The organism is Rhodoferax sp. GW821-FHT10B06, assembly GCF_059415605.1.
This window is the reverse complement of sequence record NZ_JBWKNO010000014.1, coordinates 57,201-76,736: the sequence shown is the minus strand read 5'-3', so window position 1 is coordinate 76,736 and position 19,536 is coordinate 57,201. Positions and strand designations below refer to the sequence as shown.

Below are 19,536 nucleotides of genomic sequence, written 5' to 3'. Positions count from 1 at the left end.
GCCAGGCAGAGGATCGAAAAGCCTTTGATTATAGCATTTCACCCCAACGACACCATTCAGCTACGGGACACTACCTTCAAGGCAGCTTCGTCCTGCCGACTGATGCGACCCGCAGCCCGTGCCGCCTCCAGCAAATCCGGGCGCCGCTGCGCCGTCAATTGCAGGCGCTGGTCTCGGCGCCAGCGCTCGATCTGCACATGGTGGCCGGACATCAACGCATCCGGCACCGGGTGCTCTTCCCATATTTCAGGCCGGGTGTAGTGCGGGCAGTCCAGCAGCCCATCAAGGGCGGGGTTGAAGCTATCCAATTGGTGGCTGCCCTCGTCATTCAACACACCGGGCTGTAACCGCGCCACCGCATCAAGCAAAGCCAGGGCCGCAATTTCGCCGCCGGACAGGACAAAGTCACCCAGACTGATCTGGTGGGTCACAAATTGATCAATGAAGCGCTGATCGATACCCTCGTAGCGCCCGCACACCAGCACGGCACCAGCGCTGGCGGACCAGGCTTCAACCGCTGTGTGATTCAGGGCCTGCCCAAGGGGAGAAAAAAGTACCACAGGCGCCGGCGAGGCATCGGCACGATCCACCTGGATTGCACGCAGACAGCGCGCCAGGGGCTCCGCCATCATCACCATGCCCGGACCGCCGCCAAACGGACGGTCATCGACGCGGCGGTAATTGCCGTCAGCAAAATCACGGGGATTCCAGATTTGGACTTGTACCAGGCCAGATAAAAACGCACGCCGTGCCACGCCGCTGGTCAAAAACGGCGAAAACATCTCGGGAAACAAACTGATGACGTCGAACCGCATACGCAGCGCCTTACAGCCTAGTAGTCCGGCTGCCAGTCCACGGTGATACAGCGCGTGGGCAAATCCACCTTGTCCACATAGGCCGCTACAAACGGGATCATGCGCTCGAGCGTCTGCGCAACGCCCGCGGCATCCAGGGCCTCGTAAGCCACCACCAGCACGGTTTGCGCACCGGTAGACATCAGCTCCTTGACCTGCCCCAATGCCACACCTTCGCGGTTCAGCACATCCAGACCGATCAGATCGACCCAATAGTATTCATCGGTCGCAGCACTTGGAAAGTTGGCACGCGCAATAAAAATACGAGAGCCACGCAAAGCCTCAGCGGCATCGCGCCCCACGACTTCATGCGCCTGGGCCACCACGCCGCCAGAATGTTCCTTGGCTTCAGCCACGCGCAACAGGCGAGCACCTTCAAAGTGCTTGGCGCCACGTTCGGTGGGGAGCAAATACCAACGTTTGGAAGAAAAAAGCGCCTCGGGTGCGGCGCTATGGGAGACGACTTTGAACCAGCCTTTGACTCCCCATGCATCACCGATGCGCCCCACTTCGACGGCATCCGCCGGCAATTCAGCGGTATCTAAAAGAGGCATCATGGGATTTTGCGGGGCAGGCGTGGCCGCATTAGCGACCCGGCTCTGCCCGAATACATTTAATTAAGCAGCAGGAGCAGCTTTTTTGGCCGCTTGTGCAATCAGGCGTTCCACCGTGGGGGAAGCTTGTGCACCAACGCCGCGCCAGTAGGTCAAACGGTCCTGGGCAATGCGGATGCTTTCTTCATTGGCGGTAGCGATCGGGTTGTAAAAACCGATACGTTCAATGAAACGACCATCGCGGCGAGTGCGCTTGTCGGTCACAACAATGTTGAAAAACGGGCGTGCTTTTGCACCGCCACGGGCGAGTCGAATAACGACCATGATTTATCCTTCGGGATGGTTGAACCATTTCAACCGATGTACCAGGCCCAACTTGATGTAGGGACCTAGCGATATATTCCAGCGTTGAGACACGCAACTGACCACCTAGCCAGTGACACGCTGAAAAGCCCTCCATTATAACGTCCTTCTACATGCCAACCATACGCCCCGCCCACGACAAAGATATTCCCGCCATCACCGCCATCTATGGCCACCACGTCCTGCACGGCACCGGCACCTTTGAAACCACCCCCCCCAGCGCCGAAGACATGGCCAGCCGCAGAGCCGACGTACTCGCCAAAGGCCTGCCTTATCTGGTGCTAGAGAACGCAGACCAGGTGTTGGGCTTTGCCTACTGCAACTGGTTCAAACCACGCCCCGCGTACCGATTTTCCGCCGAAGACTCCATCTACATGGCCCCCAATATTGGAGGCAAAGGCCTGGGACGCTTGTTGTTGACCGAGCTGGCCACGCAGGCCGAAAGAGTTGGTGTACGCAAGTTGATCGCCGTTATCGGAGACTCTGCCAACGCGGGCTCCATCGGCGTGCACCGCAACCTGGGCTTCACCCAGGTGGGCATACTCAAGTCTTGCGGCTGGAAATTTGGTCGCTGGCTGGACGTGGTGCTGATGGAAAAAGCCATCGGCGCGGGCGACACCCATTCACCCGAATAGACCCACACATGAAAAATAAAACACTCGCGGCCTGGCTAGCCTTTCTGGGCGGCCCGCTGGGTCTGCACCGCTTTTACCTACGCGGCATGGGCGATATCTGGGGCTGGCTGTACCCCCTTCCCTCGGCACTAGGCTTGTATGGCGTCATTCGTGCGCAGCAGATAGGTCTGGACGACCATTGGAGTTGGGTATTAATTCCGCTGCTTGGGCTGACCATTAGCGCGGGCGCGCTGTCTGCTTTGGTCTACGGACTCAAGACGCCAGAGAAATGGAATGCGGCCTACAACCCCGCGACAGACACCGAAGCGGCGCCTGGCCAATCCAACTGGCTTACAGTAGGCGCACTGGTCTGCGCCCTGCTGGTCGGCACCGGCACCCTAATGGCCAGCCTGGCTTTCAGCTTTCAGCGTTACTTCGAATACCAAATTGAAGTAACGCCCAAAAGCACTCCATGATCAGAAAATCTGCAGGCTGAACCAGTAGGCCACGGCAGCCACAAAAGCGCTGGCGGGGATGGTGAAAATCCAGGCCCAGATGATGGTTCCAGCCACCCCCCAACGCACCGCGCTGGCACGCTGGGTTGAACCCACACCCACAATGGCACCAGTGATGGTGTGCGTGGTGGAGACAGGAATGCCCAAGGCCGTTGCCAAAAACAAGGTCAATGCACCGCCAGTTTCAGCGCAAAACCCACCCACAGGCTTGAGCTTGGTGATCTTTTGACCCATGGTCTTCACGATGCGCCAGCCACCAAACATGGTTCCACCAGCAATCGCCGTGTAACAACTCACGATGGCCCACGTCGGCGGAGAGGCGTCGGTAGCAGCCGCGTGGCCGGTCGCAATCAGCAACATCCAGATGATGCCGATCGTCTTCTGCGCATCATTGCCGCCATGGCCCAAACTATAAGCCCCCGCAGATAACAATTGCAGCCGCCTGAACCAGCGATCCACCTTGGATGGCGTTGCACGGCGACAAATCCAGGCCACCGCCACCATCATCAGCGACCCCAAAAAGAAGCCCAGAATCGGGGACACAAAAATAAAGGCCACGGTCTTCAAAATGCCGCTAGCCACCAGCGCCCCCGAACCCGCCTTACCCACCACCGCCCCCACAATGCCGCCAATCAGCGCATGCGAGGAGCTGCTGGGAATCCCGTAGTACCACGTCACCAGATTCCAGAAAATCGCCCCCATCAGCGCACCAAACACCACGTGAACGTCAATCACACCCGGGTCGGCAATCCCCTTGCCTACCGTCGCCGCAACGCTTAAATGGAAAATAAACAAGGCGACGAAATTGAACAGCGCAGCAAACACCACCGCCTGCACCGGCTTCAGCACCCCCGTGGACACCACAGTCGCAATTGAATTCGCCGCATCGTGGAAGCCGTTCATGAAATCAAACAGCAGCGCCATAACGACCAGCACTACCACCACCCACAAGCCCACCTGCACCGTAGCCATCTAAAGCCCCGACTCAGGAGTTCTCGAGGACAACGCCCTCGATCAAATTGGCAACATCCTCACATTTGTCGGTGATGGTTTCCAGCAACTCGTAAATAGCTTTGAGCTTGATGAGCTCGCGCACATCGGGCTCCTCGCGGAACAGCTTGCTCATGGCGGAGCGCATGACCCGATCTGCATCCGACTCCAGTTGGTCGATCTCTTCACATGTTTTCAGGGCGGCCTCTGCAACCTTGGGCTCGGCAATCTTGGCCAGCATATAAACCGCATCCTTCAGGCGCTCACAGCACTTGAGACTCAACTCCGTCAAGCGGGACATGTCCTCCGTCATGTGGCGCACGTCATACAAAGACATGGTCTCCGCAGAATCCTGGATCACGTCCGCCACATCATCCATGGTGTTGATCAGCTGATGGATCTGCTCCCGGTCAATCGGCGTGATGAAAGTTTTGTGCAACATCTTGTTGACTTCGCGCGTGACGCGGTCGGCCGCATGCTCGGCCGTATCCACCTCACGGGTATAGCGCTCGCGCAACTGCGGATCACCATAGTTCGCCACCAACAAGGAAAAAGCCCGCGCCGCCTCCACAATGCGATCCGCATGCTGGTTGAACATTTCGAAAAAATTGCCTTCACGCGGCAACAGCTTGCCAAACAGCATGGCGAGACTCCTAAGGGGGATTGCGTCAGAAATATGACGAGAAAATGACAGCGCGGAGTTTAACCGCCTCACACACCTCACCCAGGCCCAAAGCCTCAGGCTCTAAACCACACAAGAGCGAGAAACACAAACAAACGCTGATGGTCACGGGGCACGCCTAACCCTCCCAAGTTACACCAGGCAAACACGACAGAAGACATGCGCCACGTCACCTGGCACAAAACATGCTTTTCTAGAAGATAAAACCCCAAAATGGAAACGATGTGCAATCCAACAACTAGTTCGGCTGCAGTTCCAATTAAATCTGCACCGAATGACGAACCAGAGGGCGGACCTGTAGCGTTCGCTTACGAAATTTCACGTCCAAGCTAGGCTTCGTGTCAAATTTCTAAGACATACTTGGGGTAAACACGGGGATGAGTCACAAAGCGAACCAAACATCAGTTTATAAACCCGCAAAAAGACCGCCCAACACCAAAGGTGCCGAAAGCTCAATTGACATAAATTTTCACCCCGAAAAAACTGTCATTTAATGAAATTAGCATTGCGATAATTTATCGCCATAAAAATGAAGTATTTCAGCAGGTAAAAAAGCTGCAGTACATTGGAGCGCCCCTTTATAGCGCCAGCGCCAATTTTCCAAACGATTTTTTACGAATATAGCAAAAAATCAAAGAAGATTAACACCGTTAGCAATTAGACATGCCTCAATTGCAAAAATATTCAGTGGTATTTTTAAAAATACACTAGATACATGTACAACCCGAGGACAGCGACCTCAATGGAATCTCAATCTCTTCTAAACCCCGCCCCAATTGCCCCAGGCAGTGACAGCCCCGGCACGCTCGGCAGAGACAATCTACTGAGCCTAATTGAATCTGCAATTGATCCAGGGGTATTAGTATTGACATTGTGGGCTATTGCTATATATTTTGAAAATAGCGTACCACCCGCATACCTAATCCTATCTGTAATTGTTTTTGCGATGACGTTCCCAGGAACGACGCACTTACAATCTTCGCTGAAAAAGCTTATTGCCCAAACGCTTATCAATTGGGCAGCCATCGCCACTCTTCTGCTTGCAGTTGGTGCCGTCACCCATTACATACAATATTTTCCACATAGCGCCGTAGTTACTTGGTTATGGGTAGCACCCTTAACCCAGATAGCAACACATCGGGCATTACGCCTAGCCGCACCTTTAATCATCAACCTGCAAGGTCCTCCGCATCGCGCGGTAATTGTAGGCATGAATACGCAAGGAATTGCACTTGCGAAACGTATTCGGGAAACCCCTTTTTCCCGCATTGATCTCATGGGATTTTTTGACGATCGCGAATTGCATCGCCTCAATGCGCCCTCTGGTTTTGCCCTTATAGATAAATTACACGCCTTGCCACAGTTTGCAAGAGACAATAACATTCAGAAAATTTATCTATCTTTGCCAATGGCATCCCAACCTCGCATACTGCAAGTGCTGGATGACCTGAAAGATACAACCGCCTCAATTTATTTTGTGCCGGACATGTTTGTCACAGACTTGATCCAAGGCCGGAGTGGTTCGGTGTGCGGTACTTCTGTAATTGCTGTTTGCGAAACACCATTTAGAGGAACCAACGGTGCTGTAAAAAGATTGAGCGATATTCTTCTTTCGCTAATCATTCTTTTGTTGGTTTCACCTGTTTTAATCGCAATTGCGATTGGTATAAAACTAGATTCCCCTGGACCAATTATTTTCCGGCAACGTCGCTACGGACTCGATGGGAAAGAAATAGTAGTATACAAATTTCGCTCGATGTCGGTTACGGAAGATGGCGAAAAAACATACACGCAAGTTACTCGAAATGATGCCCGGGTTACGCGCCTGGGGGCATTCATTAGGAAAACCTCATTGGATGAATTACCTCAGTTCCTCAACGTTCTTGAAGGAAAAATGAGTATCGTAGGCCCACGACCGCATGCTGTTGCAGTAAATGAGCAATATCGCAAGCTGATATCGGGCTATATGATTCGACACAAGGTGAAACCAGGCATCACAGGCTGGGCACAAGTCAATGGCTACCGCGGCGGCGACGATTTGGTTCATATGCGCCATCGCATTGAGTATGACTTGGACTACCTGCGCAATTGGTCGCTAAGACTTGATCTTTTGATTATTTTCAAGACGATTCGTGTTGTATTCAATGACAGCAAAGCTTTCTGATATATACAAAACACTTAGCTCAGACGAACTATTTTTCCCAAAATGTATTTTCAAGACCAATAATTCCATCTGTATGAACAAATGAAATTACAGCCTACACATTGGATAGCCATAACCGTTGCTGCATCCCTTTCGGGTACTTCAGCGGCATATGCAGATGCACAAGACACCTTCAATATGTCTGCAAAATATATGCGGCAGACTGATAGCAATGTGTTCCGAATTTCTTCAAATGTCACACCCCAATCAGCGCTGGGGGTATCAACCAAGTCTGACACAATTGATATCACCTCGATTGGATTGACGTTAGACAAAACTTATTCTCTTCAAGAGTTCCAGTTAAATGCCAACATAATCGACTCTCGGTATAAAAACTTCGACTATTTAAATTTTGATGCACTGAATTACGCAGGTGCATGGAATTGGAGTTTGACACCCCGAGTGCACGGCATCTTGAGCGCGGACCGCAAACAAGCACTCAACAATACGATTCAGTTCGTCACTACCAAAGAGCGCAACGTGCGCACCGATACGGCACTACGCTTTAGTGCAGATGCCGATCTGGGAGCAGCTGTCCACCTGATTGGCGGTATTGAGCAGGTGCGTAGCACCAACGAATTGTCCATATCCCAAGAAGGTGACTCTCGCGTCAACAGTGCATCGGTTGGCTTACGTTACGTTTTCCCATCGGGCAACTCCTTAAGTTATCGCCTGCGAAAAGGTAGCGGCGACTACTACAACAGAGAACAAGACCTCGTTCAGGCCATACCCAATAGCTTTGACGAAACCGAGCATGAGCTGCGCGCGGCGTGGATATTGACTGGCAAAACGAAATTGAGCGCACGTTTAGCCCATTTCCAGCGCAGTCATCCAGATCTAGCGCAACGCGATTACAGCGGGCCTGTTGGAGATTTAAGTCTGACCTGGGATGTCACATCCAAAGTAGATCTAACTGCAGTCGCCGCTCGCACTTTAAGTGCATACCAAACCGATACCAGTAGCTTTATTACAGGCAATAGGCTTGCACTGTCACCTGTGTGGCACGCCACAGCGCATACAAGTCTGCGATTCAACTATGCCTACCTACTTCAGGACTACCGGGGAGCCCTGCCGGGAAGCACGCTGTCCGTCAATAGGCAAGACACCACCCGCTCAAGCCTGATAGCACTGGACTGGAGCCCGAGGCAATCCATCGTGCTGAGCCTCGCCCTGCAAAACGAAAGGCGTTCGTCGAATGTGGCGGACTCTGACTTCAAAAGCAACGGCGCAAGTGTGAGTGCCCAGCTGAATTTTTGACGCAATGTATGACCGGCCCGCTTGGCCGTTACGGACAAATAATGACAAACCTACTGCGCACCTTTCGGTATTTCTTTTTGCTTTTATGCGCTTGTGCGGCCCTTCAGGTGCTGCCTGTCCATGCCCAAGACAAAGCCGACTTTCGGTTAAGCGCTGGGGATGCCATCCGAGTACTGGTATTCCAGAATCCCGACCTCACTGTGGAAGCCCGTGTTTCTGAAGACGGCACCATCAGCTACCCCTTAATTGGCTCTGTCGAGCTCATTGGCCTCACCATTGGGGCCGCAGAAAAGAAAATTGCCACCGCCTTGAAAAGCGGTGGATTTCTGCAGCAGCCGCAGGTCAATATCGTTCTAGTGCAAACACGTGGCAGCCAAGCTTCCGTACTGGGGCAAGTGAATCGTCCTGGACGATTCCCATTGGAAACCACCAATATCCGTGTGAGCGACCTGCTGGCAATGGCCGGAGGAACCACGCCCGTTGGTGACGACAAAGTCATCCTGACAGGTCTACGTGCTGGTAAACCTTTCCGCAAGATAATTGACGTACCATCTTTGTTTCTCGAGGGTAAACCCGAGGAAGACGAGATTATTGTCAGTGGCGACAGGCTGTATGTGCACAAAGCCCCCGTGTTTTTCATCTATGGCGAAGCGCAAAAGAATGGCCAGTACCGCATTGAGCGGGGCATGACGGTCATGCAAGCCCTAGCCACGGGCGGCGGCCCCACCAACAGGGGAAGTGAATCCCGGTTGCGCTTGTTCCGCAGAGATGCCTCAGGAGTTGTGCAACAAACAACCCCAGCACTGACAGATGTCCTGCAGCCTAACGATGTGATCTATGTTCGTGAAAGCCTTTTCTAAATCGCCGAGCACACCATGACACCGCAACAATTCTTCCTGATACTTCGGGCTCGCTACAAAGTCGCACTCATTACCTTGTTGGTAACGACTGCCGCCGCTATAGCAGTCACGCTATGGTTACCCAAACAATACACAGCCAATGCCGCCGTTGTATTGGACGTCAAATCTCCCGACCCCATCAGTGGTCAAATGCTGTCCGGCATGATCGCGCCCGGCTATATGGCTACGCAAATTGACATCATCAATAGTCAAAGAGTAGCCCAGCGAGTGGCCACGCTACTTCCCAAAGGAGAAGGCACTTGGATCCGCAACAAATGGCTGGAAGACGCTGAAGGCAAGGGTGACCTCGATTTATGGCTGTCCAATCTGCTGCAAATCAATCTCAATGCCAAGCCAGCACGCGACAGCAACGTCATTAACATCAGTTTTACCAGTGAAAACGCCGACTTTGCCGCCGCTGCAGCAAACGCATTCTCCCAAGCTTATTTGGACATTAACGTCGACCTGAAGTTAGCCCCTGCTCGCCAATACGCTGCATTTTTTGATGAGCAGCTCAAGCAAACGCGTGAGCGGCTAGAAAATGCTCAAAGGGCTCTCAGCACTTACCAACAACAAAATGGCATCGTGTCTGCCGATGAACGCCTGGACTACGAAACTGCCAAGCTGAACGACACGTCCAGCCAGCTAACCGTCATCCAAGGCCAAACAACCGACAGCGAAAGCAAACGTAAAAACAGCAAGGCCGATACCGTCGCAGAAGTCATGCAAAGCCCTCTGATCAATGGCTTGAAAGCAGACATCGCCCGGCTGGACGCAAAGCTACAAGACAACAACGTTATCTTGGGTAAAAACCACCCCCAAACCCAACGTACAGAAGCCGAATTGGCCATGCTACGCACGCAGCTAGATGCTGAAACACGCAAGATTACGAGCTCTATCGATACCACCTACCAGGTCAGCAAGCAACGCGAACAGCAACTGCAAAGCGCCTTGGCAGCCCAAAAAGCGCGTGTGCTAGTACTCAATAAACAGCGCGACGAACTCAACGTATTGCGCCACGATATCGAAACTGCCCAGCGCGCTTACGAAACCCTCAGCCAACGCTCCTCCCAAACCAATTTGGAAAGCCAAAACGGCCAAACCAACATCTCCGTCTTGAACGCCGCCCTACCTCCCACGCGGCCATCCAAACCCCGCACGCTTCTCAATGTTGTCTTGTCCATTTTCGTGGGTAGCTTGTTAGGCATAGGGCTTGCCGTAGTGCTCGAACTACTCAACCGACGTATACGCTCCACCTACGATTTGGTCGAAACACTGAACCTGCCGGTTCTAGGCTCCATTGCATCTGCCGGCACTATGATCAAACGGTCCAATCCAGGCAAGCTTGCAGCATTGACTTCCAATGGAGCACGCACATGAACGCGCCAGAAAGCCTAAGCAAGTCACCCATTCTGGCAAGTGCCGCCCGCTCTATTGGCGACATATTGGTTTCTAGCGGCCGTTTAACTGCCCAGGATGCAGAGCGTATCCTGCAACGCCAACAACAAGACAAATCCAACTTTGGCGATGCCGCATTGGCACTGCAGTTGCTGACTCGCGAAGATATCGACTTCGCCCTCTCCAGGCAGTTCGACTACACCTATCTCTCAGAGAAAGACACGAGCCGCAGTCCCGAACTAGTTGCCGCCTACAAACCCTTCAGCCGCGTTGGGGAAAATATGCGAGCCGTCCGCAGCCAACTGATGCTGCGTTGGTTTAACAACGAGACGGCCACCAAAGTCATCGCACTAGTAAGCCCAGGCCCCAACGAGGGCCGCAGCTTCATTGCGGCCAACCTCGCAATCGTATTTGCCCAGCAAGGCGAACGCACGCTGCTAATTGATGCCGACCTACGCAAAGGCCGCCAACACGAATTATTTGCCCTCGGCAAAAGTGCTGGTTTATCCGGCATCCTGGCAGACCGCGCTGGTATGGAGGCCGTGCTTGGAGTTCCTGGCCTAAAAAGCCTGTTCGTGTTGCCTGCGGGAGCCGTACCCCCCAATCCCCAGGAATTGCTGGGACGCAGCGCATTCGGCGCGCTGCTGCATGTCGCTGCAAAAGAATTCGACGTAATCATTGTCGACACCCCGGCCGGCACCGACTTTGCCGATGCGGAAATCATCGCCTCACGCGCTGGCGCAGCAGTCATGATCACCCGAAAGAACCTGAGCCGAGTATCAGAAGCAGCCCTGCTAGCCCGGAGGCTCCAGGACAACGGTGTAGCACTGGTTGGAAGCATCCTCAATGACGATTAAACAGATACGGTTACGGTCTATGTCGTCGCCCCGTGGTACAAATTTGGAATGCACCCAACGCCATGAGCTTTGATGCCACCCGCTCCATCCTCGTTGTTATTCCAACGTTGAACGAGGTCCGCACGATTGAAGGCGTGCTGCGCTCGCTCAGTCAAGAAACGCCACCTGGAGCACAAGTCACCTTCGTCATTGCCGATGGCGGTAGCACCGATGGAACTGTCGCGCATGTTCAACGCCTGGCACAGGCAGATTCCCGTCTGCATTACCTGCACAACCCTCGTCGAATCCAAAGTGCGGCGGTGAACCTGGCCGTCGCACAATTCGGCCAAGGTGTCGATGTTTTGGTGCGATGCGATGCACACGCCCAATACCCGCAACATTTTTTAGCACGACTTGTCGAAACGCTGGACCGCACCCAGGCCGACTCGGTGGTAGTGCCCATGGACTCCAGCGGCACCACTTGCCTGCAGAAGGCGGTCGCCTGGACATCCAACACCTGGGCCGGTACCGGCGGTTCCGCGCACCGCGGCGGGCGCCTCAGCGGCTTTGTAGACCATGGCCACCATGCTGCGTTTCGCATGGCCTCTTTTCAGCGGGTCAATGGTTACGACGAAACCTTTACCCACAATGAAGATGCGGAGCTTGACTGCCGCCAAAACCGACTTGGCGGCAAGATCTACCTGGATGCAGACATCCGCCTGGGCTACCATCCGCGCGCAACGCTGGCCAGCCTAGCCAAACAATACTTTGCGTACGGTCGTGGCCGCTCCCGCACCGTCCGGAGGCACCCTGGGTCCATGCGCGCGCGCCAACTGGCGGTGCCCGCCAACTTGGTGCTCTCTGCTCTAGCCATCATGCTCGGGGCCTGGTTCCCGCTACTGCTGCTATTGCCCCTCTGCTACCTTACAGCACTAACCCTTACCTCCATCTCCGTGGCGTGGCAACAGCGCTCGCCCTGCGGTTTGTTGGCCGGACTTGCCGCAGCCACCATGCATACCAGCTGGGCTTTGGGCTTCTTTGCCGGGCTCGCCTTCGTCCGAGAATCGGCCTGGCAACCTGGCGCGCAGCCCCTGCGACATGCTGACGCTACAGCCGGGGCCACCAACCCATGATCAAGTCCCCCCCTCTGCACGTATTGCTGGTGGACCCTTCGCTCTTTACGGCCCCCTACAACGCAGGGCTGACCGAAGGCCTCCTCGCCGCGGGAACCCAACCCATGTGGGCCACGCGCCCCACGCGCAAAGGCGACCGGCAGGAACTGCCCATTGAACGAACCGATCCCTTCTTCTACCGCCGCACGGACGAAGCCAACTGGCTGCCAGGCAAGCTCAAATCCGTTGCCAAAGGCATCGCCCATCTGGCCGGACTCACCAACCTGCTGTGGAAGATACGCACCCGCAAGCCAGACGTCGTGCATTTCCAATGGACCGTGCTGCCACCACTCGACGTGCTCGCCATGCTGCTGATACGGCGCTGGTGTCCACTGGTACTCACCGTGCACGACACGGTGCCCTTCAACGGCGAACGTCTTTCATTCATACAAAATTTCGGCTTTGACGTGCCCATGCGCCTGGCGCACCGGGTTATCGTTCACACCGAAAGCGGCCGCAACACACTTATCAACCGTGGCGTACCCGCAGAGCGCATCGAAACCATTCCGCATGGTGCCTTGCGCCTGCAAGTCCCACTGCCCTTGCCTGTGGAACGCACAGACAAGCGCTACAGCTTTCTGCTGTTTGGCGAAATCAAACCCTACAAAGGCATAGACCTGGCAATTGAAGCACTCCATATGCTGCCGCCAGACGTATTGCACCAAACGCGGGTAGTGATCGCCGGAAGACCACGCATGGACATTGCCCCTCTGCAGGCGCGCATTGCAGAGCTAGGTCTGAACGACACCATCGACCTGCGGCCCCAGCGCCAATCCGAAGAGGAAATGGCAGCACTGTTTGCCGAAGCCGACTGCCTGCTATTTCCCTATCGCCAAATTGATGCCAGCGGCGTATGGTTCCTGACCAAATCCTTGGGTAAATGGGTCATCGCCAGCCGAGTGGGCATCTTCGCAGCCGAGGTCGAAAAGGGCCAGCACGGTGTGTTGCTCCCCCCCGGTGACACTGCTACATTGGCCCAAGCCATTGAGCACGCTGTAACCCAACGGCCGTTGGCAAAAGCCATCAGTGCAGGCGACGAATGGGCGGAGATTGGAATCAAGACCCGCCGTTTGTACGAATCATTGATACCCGTGCAAAGCGCTTCTGCGCATATCCGGAGCTCAACATGACCCTGTCCACTCTGCACAATCTCCTGTACCGTTGTGTGCTGCTGATCGCCACATTGGCAGCCCCCACCCTGACAATGGCCGCCGATCCAGGCACACCCACACCCATCGCAGACCAAAGCTACCGCCTCATCAAAGACTGGACCTTCGGCCGCACCATCCTGAACCTGGATGACATGCGCGCAGAATTCTATACACGGTACGTCTACAACGGTGGCACGCTCGACAGGTTGAACAACGAGTGGGAACGCTACCGCGACAACAACAACCACGAGTTCAGCAACACCGGCTTTTCCTTGGTCGCACGCGTACCCCTTGAACTGAAAAGCGGACAAATCGAAAGCGGCATGTTGCGTTCCAAGTGGATCGGACAATACGGCTACTTCGAAGCCCGCATGAAAGTACCAACCGGGCGGGGCTTGTGGCCCGCATTCTGGCTAAACCCACAAGACCAAACTTGGCCACCCGAGATCGACATCATGGAGATCGTCAACAACGGCCGAGACACCACCAAAAACAGCTTCCACATACTGCACAGCGGCGATGGCAAAAGCTTTCCGTCCACCATGTCGCTGCTCGATCAATGGGGTAGCTACCGCCCGGGTTTCGACTACGCCAATGACTTCCACACCTTCGCTGTGCTGTGGGAACCAGGGCGGGTACGCCATTACGTCGATGAAAAACTGATCGCTGATCGTCCCTTCTACTGGCTGCACAAAAGTGGGGCCGATGCAGGCTCTGCCCACGTCCTGGTCAACCTGGCAGTAGGTGGCGATTGGCCTGGTGCGCCGCAGGACATCAACGACTTCCCCGCACGGCTGCAAATCGACTACATCCGCATATGGCAAAAGTGACAGCGGCCCATGGTTGAGAAGCTTGTACTTGCTTCCACGCAATCCTCTTTGCCAACACATACGAACCATATAGCACCGCCTAAGACGGCCGCCATGGTCGAACCGACTCGACCGCGCCCGGCTATCCGCTATATCCTGATTGCCCTGATCATCAGCCTGGTGATGACAGATAGGCTGGGTATATCCGTCGATACGCTGTCACTCGGCCCGAGCTTGCCACTGACCTATGGTTTGCTGGTGGTAATGGCCCTAACCGGGTGGTTCGCAATTGATGTCCCAGCGTTGCTGATCTATATCTGCATCTGCGCCGTCGCTGTTGCCAGCTTTTGGTTCAACACCTATATGCAGAACGGTGCGTCCGGCACGATGGGCTCGATGTTTTTGCTGATGGTGATTTATTTGCCCTTCGTCTTTGGCATGCGGGTGCACCCCGACAACCGAGGCCACTGGCTATGGACCATGCGAGTACTCAGCAACACCCTGCTGGTGGGCGCTGCAGCCGGCATCATCCAGTTCTATGCCCAGTTTGTGATCCATGAACCCTGGCTGTTTGACATCTCGCAACTGATTCCCGAAGGCATTCGCGCCCAAGGCATTTACAACAGCACCATTCCGGTTGGCTCGTTCTTCAAAGCCAACGGCATCTTTTTTCGTGAACCGTCCAATTTCTCTTACATGATGGCATTTGGGCTCGTGCTTGAAGTGGCCGTATTCAAACGCATCAAACGCATGCTCTGTTTCGGGCTTGCACTGGTCCTGTCGTATTCCGGAACCGGGATACTGGCGCTCGCCATTGGATTGCTCCTGCCACTACGGGCCAAAACGCTGGTGCGCCTGGGTATCGCCATCGCAGTCATCTTGCTGGCCAACGCGATGGCAGGTGACCCACTCAACCTGGCCTTCACCCTGTCACGAGGCAGCGAATTCAGCAGACCAGGCACCAGCGGTTACGCACGCTATGTGGCCCCCATGCAAGTTGTAGATGCTTTCATCAACGCCAAAGCTTGGTCCATGTGGGTGGGCAATGGCCCAGGCTTGTTCATCCGCACCGCCTACGACTTCGAGGCACACGACCCCACCTGGGCCAAGCTGCTTTTTGAATACGGCCTACTGGGCTTCGTGCTGTTCCTCAGCCTCTTGGCATACAAGCTGTCGGCCTTTCCAGCCCCATTTCAGCTCCGGGCCGTACTGTTTGCAAACTGGCTTGCGATGGGCGGCTACCTGCTCATTCCAGAAACCGTGTGTTTCGTCTACCTCGTGCTCGCCCTGTGGCCCACGCCCCCACTACCCGATCCCAGCATCAGCACCAGCCGCAATATGGCGAAAGAACAATTTGCATGAACGCTACAGTCGATCCACAGCGCCCATTGCGGCTGACAGTCATCATTCCCAACTTCAACTACGCCGAATTTCTGGGCCAGGCCATTGACAGCGCCCTGAACATCGACTGGCCGCACATACAAGTCATTGTGGTGGACGACGGATCTACCGACGGTTCTCGCGATCTCCTCACCAAATACGAAGGTCGCATCACCACCCTGCTGCAAGCCAACGCAGGCCAATTTGTGGCCTACAACGCCGGCTACAAACTCGCAGAGGGCGATGTCGTCGTGTTTCTCGATTCCGACGACCTGCTGGACCGCGAACTGATGCGTGAAATTGCCGCTGTGTGGCGCCCCGGCATCAGCAAGGTGCAGTTCCGCTTGCGCACGGTAGACGGCGCAGCCCAACCTCTGGGCAACACCATTCCGCAGTTCCAAGGAACTCCCACTCCGGAAGAAATCCGCCAGTGCGCCACCTTGACCACCACCTACCCCACCCCACCAGGCTCCGGCAACGCCTACGCCCCCGCCTACCTGAACCAGATATTTCCGCTGGACGACGCCTGCGGCCGGCCAGGCGACTCCATCTGCATCGCTGCAGCCCCCTTTCTGGGCGATGTCATCACGATCCCCAAGGCACTGGGCTGCTACCGGGTACATGGCCGCAATGATGGGGCAGCCTCCAAGCTCGACGCCAAGCAATTCAACCTGCACGTGGTACGGGCCTTGCAGCGCCAAACCTACACGCGGCGCATCGCACTGCGCGCAGGCACCCAAATCCAAGACGACGCTATCAACAACAGCCTGCACTACCTCCCCTACCGCCTGGCATCGCTGCGTATTGGCCCCAGCACCCATCCCATACCCAACGACAACGCGGGCCGCATCTGGCTCAACGTACTGCGCGCCTTATTGATACCGCAGGGCATGTCGGCCAAGGGCAAAACAACGATTGGCGTCTGGGCCACGCTGGTGGCACTGCTACCACAAGCCATGGGTATGAAACTGATACTGTGGCGTTTCGTGCCGGCTGCGCGCCCCCAATTCATTCGAACCACATTGCTCAAGCTGGGTGTCATCCGGTAATGCGGGCGCTACGCCAAGGCGGGGGCAACCAGGTGCACAGATAAGCACCACCGCATGAAAGTAGGCCAAGTGCTGCTTTCACACACCACCGCCCCCCAGCCCTCTGCGCCCCAGGCCCTGCAAGTACCCGATGCAGCACCATCCATACCGAAAGAACCCACCAGAATGTCCGCGCTTTCCAACGCACGTTGGTTAATCCTGATCCAGGGCTACAAGATTGCCCTGCAATTGGTAGCAATGAGCGTTTTGACGCGCCTGCTCCCCCCCAGCGACTATGGCCTCATGGCCATGGCGTGGACTGCGGCCAACTTTGCCTCCCTCATACGCGACCTGGGCACCTCATCGGCCATCATCCAAAAGAAAGAGCTGACCGAGCGAACCAAATCCACCATCTTCTGGCTGCAAATGTCGCTGGGCATGGCGCTCTGCATAGGCCTCATTGCACTGTCGGGCGTGATTGCAAACGGGTTCAAACAAATTGCGCTGCAACCCATACTGTGTTTTTTGGCGCTCACCTTTCCCATTGGCAGCCTGTCTGCCGTGCACCAGGCGCTAATGGAGCGGCAGTCCGGCTTTCGCGCCCTGGCTCGCATTGAAATCGTGGCCTCGTCGGTAGCACTGCTCGTCGCCATCGTGGCGGCAATGCAAGGTGCCGGCGTTTACAGCTTTGTCTGGCAGTCGCTCACCAGCACCCTGCTCTACGTCATACAGTCCTGGCTGGCATTCAAATGGCGCCCGCACCTCACCTGGGACCGCGAGGGCATCAAGCAAATATTTGGCTACAGCGGCAACCTCAGCGCCTTCAACCTGATCAACTTCATGTCCCGCAACGCCGACAGCATGATCATCGGCCGCTACCTGGGCGCTGCGGCCCTGGGCTCCTACTCCATGGCCTACAAGCTCATGCTGTTTCCGCTGCAAAACCTCACGTTTGTCGCAGGCCGGGCCCTCTTCCCGGTGATGAGCCGCCAGCAAGACTCCAATGCCGACATGGCCGCCCTGTATGTACGTGCGGTCGCCATGGTGGCCGCCATTGCAACCCCTATGATGGCCGGGCTGTATGTACTGCGAGAACCCTTCACCCAGTTCATCTTCGGCGGCCAATGGGGCGACGTAGCCCACGTCATTGGCTGGCTCGCCCCCGTGGGCGCCATGCAAGCCATCATCAGCACCACAGGCGCCATCTACTCCGCCAAGGGGCGCACAGACATCTTGTTCCGGGTGGGCTTGCTATCGGCCATCGTTACCGTCTGCTCGTTCTACCTGGGCCTGTCGCAAGGCGTTGTGGGCGTTGCGATGTATTACTTTTTGGCCAACTTGCTCATGTTTGGCCCCCAAACCTACTACGTCAGCTACCTGATCGACCTCTCATACCGCAAATTCTGGCAAAGCCTCTTGCCCCCCCTCGTGTGCAGCGCACTCATGGTGCCCGCGGTCTACTTCGTATTCCAAAAGCTGGCTTCCTTTGGCGACATCCCCGCCTTGGTGGCCGCATCCGTCGCAGGTGCGCTTGTGTATTTTGTGGGCTACTTTGTGCTGTTCCGCAAAGGCATGATGGAGTTGCTGCGCGTGGTGCTGGGCTCCAAACTCAGCGGCCAAAATCGCGCCGCCCCCGACGCACCTGCCAGCCGCCGCGTATGGCTGTTTATTGACCTGGCCACAGAATTTGGTGGCCACGAAGTCATGCTGCTGCGCTGGATAGACGAGCTCAAAGCCGCAGGCACCGTCGACCCCGTGCTGGTATGCCAGCCAGATAGCCGGCTGGCCCAGCAAGCCAGTAGCCGCTGCCAGGTCATCCCCCTGCACAAGGCCGGCACAGGCCAAGGAAAGCTGGGCAAGCTCAAGTTCCTTGCACGCTTGCTCATGGTGCTGGCCCGCGCCAAAAGAATGCTCTCCCCCGAGCTGGCCGTGGTGGCCGAAGGCGGCCTGTTTGCCCAGCGCTTTGGGCTCTACGCGGCACGACTCACACGGCTGTACACCGTGATGTACGTCCCCATACTCGCCAGCTTCGAATCCATGGACATGCCCCAGGGTGCCACGCTAGACAAAAAAGTCCGAGGCTTCTACGGCAAGCTGCCGCACGCCTGGCTCGCCATCACCCCGAGCCAGGCCACCGAGTTTCGTGCCTGGTCAGGTGTCACACAGCCCATCTTCACCCTGCCCAACACCGTGCAAACCGCCATTGAACAGCGCTACGCTCAGGGCCTGGGCACCCGTGCGGCAAACCCAGATGCGCCACTACACATCCTGGTGCTGGGCCGCCTGGAGCACCACCAAAAAGGCCTTGACCTGCTGCTGGCCCACATCCAAGGCAAACCCGAGCTCACCGACCGCTTCGTCATACACATCACGGGCGAAGGCCCTTACCATGACACCCTGCTGCGCGCCAAACAACAAGATGCCAAGCTGGACCGCTGCCTGGTGCTGCAACCCTGGGGCAACCCACTGGACGAATTCGCCAAACACGATGTGGTGCTCATACCGTCGCGATACGAAGGCGTGCCACTGGTAATGCTTGAAGCCATGGCATTTGGGCTACCCGTGCTGGCCAGCGACCTTGCCGGCACCCGCGACTACCTGCCGTCGGTCTGCCTCTTTCCCGTAGGGCAGCTGGACAAAGCCTTCGACCGCCTGGCCACCCTGCAGCGGTCCCCTACCCGTGCCACGCGCATTGCGCGGCGCAACCTCAGCGCCTTCAAGGCACAAGCATCCGGCGCGGCATTTGCTACAGCCGTGCAAACACTCACACTGCAGCTCAGCCAAGCAGCCAGCACCCGATAAAGACCCACCCCTTGCAAGCCACACACACC

18 protein-coding genes are annotated in these 19,536 nt (G+C 55.9%); 13 read left to right on the top strand and 5 right to left on the bottom strand.

The window, feature by feature from the left end; genetic code table 11:
* Positions 1-56: 56 nt before the first annotated feature.
* Genes trmD through rpsP form a run of 3 tightly spaced genes read right to left on the bottom strand, consistent with a single transcriptional unit; the run spans position 57 to position 1,732 of the window.
* On the bottom strand, positions 57-815 hold the full coding sequence (gene trmD / locus AC07O2_RS19455) for a tRNA (guanosine(37)-N1)-methyltransferase TrmD (RefSeq protein ID WP_495077393.1): 759 nt from the start codon (positions 813-815) through the stop codon (positions 57-59).
* A gap of 17 nt (positions 816-832) precedes the next feature.
* Positions 833-1,411, bottom strand: a complete 579-nt coding sequence (gene rimM, locus AC07O2_RS19450; protein ID WP_495077392.1) for a ribosome maturation factor RimM — start codon at positions 1,409-1,411, stop codon at positions 833-835.
* A gap of 60 nt (positions 1,412-1,471) precedes the next feature.
* Complete coding sequence (gene rpsP, locus AC07O2_RS19445; protein ID WP_495077391.1) at positions 1,472-1,732, bottom strand: 30S ribosomal protein S16; 261 nt, start codon at positions 1,730-1,732, stop codon at positions 1,472-1,474.
* A gap of 152 nt (positions 1,733-1,884) precedes the next feature.
* Here rpsP and AC07O2_RS19440 point away from each other — a divergent pair, with 152 nt between their 5' ends.
* Both AC07O2_RS19440 and AC07O2_RS19435 read left to right on the top strand, forming a co-directional pair.
* Positions 1,885-2,406, top strand: coding sequence for a GNAT family N-acetyltransferase (locus AC07O2_RS19440; protein ID WP_495077390.1), 522 nt, complete (start codon positions 1,885-1,887; stop codon positions 2,404-2,406).
* Between the two features lie 8 nt (positions 2,407-2,414).
* Complete coding sequence (locus AC07O2_RS19435; protein ID WP_495077389.1) at positions 2,415-2,861, top strand: TM2 domain-containing protein; 447 nt, start codon at positions 2,415-2,417, stop codon at positions 2,859-2,861.
* Here AC07O2_RS19435 and AC07O2_RS19430 read toward each other — a convergent pair whose 3' ends face one another.
* Complete coding sequence (locus tag AC07O2_RS19430) at positions 2,862-3,872, bottom strand: inorganic phosphate transporter (RefSeq protein WP_495077388.1); 1,011 nt, start codon at positions 3,870-3,872, stop codon at positions 2,862-2,864.
* A gap of 13 nt (positions 3,873-3,885) precedes the next feature.
* A complete protein-coding gene (locus tag AC07O2_RS19425; protein WP_495077387.1) occupies positions 3,886-4,533 on the bottom strand; it encodes a DUF47 domain-containing protein in 648 nt (215 codons plus the stop codon).
* A gap of 781 nt (positions 4,534-5,314) precedes the next feature.
* Here AC07O2_RS19425 and AC07O2_RS19420 point away from each other — a divergent pair.
* From AC07O2_RS19420 to AC07O2_RS19370, 11 genes are all read left to right on the top strand, one after another.
* Positions 5,315-6,736, top strand: coding sequence for an undecaprenyl-phosphate glucose phosphotransferase (locus AC07O2_RS19420; RefSeq protein WP_495077386.1), 1,422 nt, complete (start codon positions 5,315-5,317; stop codon positions 6,734-6,736).
* An 81-nt stretch (positions 6,737-6,817) separates the two neighbouring features.
* Positions 6,818-8,032 (top strand): XrtB/PEP-CTERM-associated polysaccharide biosynthesis outer membrane protein EpsL, encoded by a 1,215-nt coding sequence (gene epsL / locus AC07O2_RS19415; protein ID WP_495077385.1) that lies wholly within the window; start codon positions 6,818-6,820, stop codon positions 8,030-8,032.
* Between the two features lie 41 nt (positions 8,033-8,073).
* Positions 8,074-8,892, top strand: a complete 819-nt coding sequence (epsE, locus tag AC07O2_RS19410; RefSeq protein WP_495077384.1) for a polysaccharide export protein EpsE — start codon at positions 8,074-8,076, stop codon at positions 8,890-8,892.
* Between the two features lie 15 nt (positions 8,893-8,907).
* Positions 8,908-10,311, top strand: a complete 1,404-nt coding sequence (gene epsF, locus AC07O2_RS19405; protein WP_495077383.1) for a chain length determinant protein EpsF — start codon at positions 8,908-8,910, stop codon at positions 10,309-10,311.
* Positions 10,308-11,186, top strand: a complete 879-nt coding sequence (gene epsG, locus AC07O2_RS19400) for a chain length determinant protein tyrosine kinase EpsG (RefSeq protein ID WP_495077382.1) — start codon at positions 10,308-10,310, stop codon at positions 11,184-11,186. The genes epsF and epsG overlap by 4 nt, the downstream gene beginning before the upstream one ends.
* 62 nt (positions 11,187-11,248) lie before the next feature.
* Positions 11,249-12,298, top strand: coding sequence for a glycosyltransferase family 2 protein (locus tag AC07O2_RS19395; protein WP_495077381.1), 1,050 nt, complete (start codon positions 11,249-11,251; stop codon positions 12,296-12,298).
* The gene (locus AC07O2_RS19390; protein WP_495077380.1) at positions 12,295-13,467 is read left to right on the top strand and encodes a glycosyltransferase; all 1,173 of its coding nucleotides are present in this window, start codon (positions 12,295-12,297) and stop codon (positions 13,465-13,467) included. Before AC07O2_RS19395 ends, AC07O2_RS19390 begins: the two co-directional genes overlap by 4 nt.
* Positions 13,464-14,318, top strand: coding sequence for a glycoside hydrolase family 16 protein (locus tag AC07O2_RS19385; RefSeq protein ID WP_495077379.1), 855 nt, complete (start codon positions 13,464-13,466; stop codon positions 14,316-14,318). Before AC07O2_RS19390 ends, AC07O2_RS19385 begins: the two co-directional genes overlap by 4 nt.
* Before the next feature lie 93 nt (positions 14,319-14,411).
* A complete protein-coding gene (locus AC07O2_RS19380; RefSeq protein ID WP_495077378.1) occupies positions 14,412-15,659 on the top strand; it encodes a hypothetical protein in 1,248 nt (415 codons plus the stop codon).
* Positions 15,656-16,726, top strand: coding sequence for a glycosyltransferase family 2 protein (locus AC07O2_RS19375; RefSeq protein WP_495077377.1), 1,071 nt, complete (start codon positions 15,656-15,658; stop codon positions 16,724-16,726). The genes AC07O2_RS19380 and AC07O2_RS19375 overlap by 4 nt, the downstream gene beginning before the upstream one ends.
* A 54-nt stretch (positions 16,727-16,780) precedes the next feature.
* Positions 16,781-19,507, top strand: coding sequence for an MOP flippase family protein (locus tag AC07O2_RS19370; protein ID WP_495077376.1), 2,727 nt, complete (start codon positions 16,781-16,783; stop codon positions 19,505-19,507).
* Positions 19,508-19,536: the final 29 nt, after the last annotated feature.